Origin of the sequence: Endozoicomonas sp., from assembly GCF_051008435.1 — a bacterium.
In the GTDB taxonomy this organism is placed as follows: domain Bacteria; phylum Pseudomonadota; class Gammaproteobacteria; order Pseudomonadales; family Endozoicomonadaceae; genus Endozoicomonas_A.
In genome coordinates this window covers 1-1794 of record NZ_JBPCXO010000359.1, presented here as the reverse complement: position 1 = coordinate 1794, position 1794 = coordinate 1, and the positions used below count along the sequence as shown (strand labels likewise).

Here is a 1794-nt window from a genome sequence, read left to right as displayed (position 1 = left end):
GGAGCAGGTTTTTCAAGTCAGACTCAATGCTCATAGTGATGATGTTAGAGTGTTTTTCGAAGAGCGTATTCATTTTTTGAATCTGATCTTGCGTCATACCTACTTCGGTATATATGACCAGTACTGGAATACCCTGTTTGGCCAGCTTATCTGCTTCTGAAGAAATATTGTCGACATAGTTCAGACCCTGGTACTGTCCGGGATTGTTAATGCCATCAAAAATAGTTGTTCCATGAATAGCTGTCCAAGTATAAAAAACTGGGCCGGGGGGGATAATTTGCAATTCCATGGCGTGGGCAGTATCTATGTCGTCTATGCTTGAAAACTCCAGGGCAAGCGCCATATTTTCTAGAGAAGATTGATCAATTTGAAGATGTGGAATCTGATTCCGGGAGAGTGTATGAATAAGTTTAAGGTAAACCTCTTTGGCGGCAGGAGGGGAGCTGTGTAAGTCTGGGCATGAACCTTCAACAAGAGCACTACTGGTTTGATCCCCTCCCTGGGCGCCGCTCCCGCTTTCTCCTTCAGGTGCTTTATCTCCATCTTTGGGTGCCTGAACTACCCCCATCATCACGACTGCGCTATGACAGGTCGCCGTGTTTATTTCATCACTGTATTCCGGTTCTGTGCTATTTATCTCAAGATCTTTTTCTTCTTCATCGCCAACCCAGTCCCTCTGCCAGTCAAAAAAACAGCCATCCTCATTACTCGCATGCTGTTCGTCAAAGCGTTTTGCTTGCTCCGCCATCTCGTGTGCATCCGGTTGACCCGTCTCGTCATCAATAGAGCCGGTTATGATGCGAGGCTGATTGAGTCCCCCGTTATCTTCCCCACTGCCAGCACTGCCTGTGATCATTGCCAGCATTGACCACATCAGCTCCAGCCCCTTTTCCAAGGGTGAAGGCACCTCTTCTGTATTAAAAGGATCACCAGGCGGCATGTAATAATCGGTCACGATGGTACTACAGTCAGGTAACTCGTCCTCTCCATCAGGAAACACTTCAATGGTGTCCTGTGATGTGAGCGCGTCATTTATCCTTGTTTCCAATAGCGCAATACCAGTTAGCAATAAACCAACTGGCAGGATGTATTGTGCCTGGTGTTTTACTGCCCCCGTACTGGTGGACGACATTATTGTTTCTGAGCCTGTAGAAAAATCTGTGAACAGTAGCAGCATTGTATACATTGCCGAAGCCAACAGGCTTTTAAATTTTCTATTCATCACTGCTTCCTCTTGAATTCAGTCTCAAACAGCCATGAGCGGGAAATGCAGCTTACCCGAACCATGAAAGTGCCTACATAGCTCGGATTAGCTGCATTCTCATAACAAGGGGATTGACAGCATAGTCTATTGGTGGAAAAGCGTTCTTGCTTATCTGGTCAGTATTCAGCAGATCAGCCCTGTTCGTTTCTCGTGCATCCCGAGTCAACCTAAATTCATCAGTCAAAACACGGTCTACACTTCAAACCCTTTGACCAACAAAGGGCTGCAGGATGGTTCTTCCTCCAAAACAGGCTCACCCAAAGGGTGAATTGCCTGCCACCAATAAACAAATCAAATCGCAAACTATAGAGATTGAAACTTTCGAAGGAAAAATACAGGTAGAGTGGGAGCCCGGAGCATCAGTAACGCCTATGGGACAATTACCCTTTTTTATTCAATTTTAGGCTCTTCAGGGGTATCTGTGGGTAGGAATGAACAATTTCGAGGATAAAAGGGCATCGACAGCTGACTTTTGATAGTTTTTGTTGAAGGACAAAAAAACAACAAAAGCCGCCGCCGATGCTCATAAA

Annotated in this window: 1 protein-coding gene; it reads right to left on the bottom strand. The window is 45.7% G+C overall.

Features of this window, described 5'->3' with window-relative positions; genetic code table 11:
* Positions 1–1222 (bottom strand): hypothetical protein (locus ACR2PX_RS18145; protein WP_434000772.1); only part of this gene is annotated, 1222 nt, incomplete at its 3' end.
* Between the last annotated feature and the right edge of the window lie 572 nt (positions 1223–1794).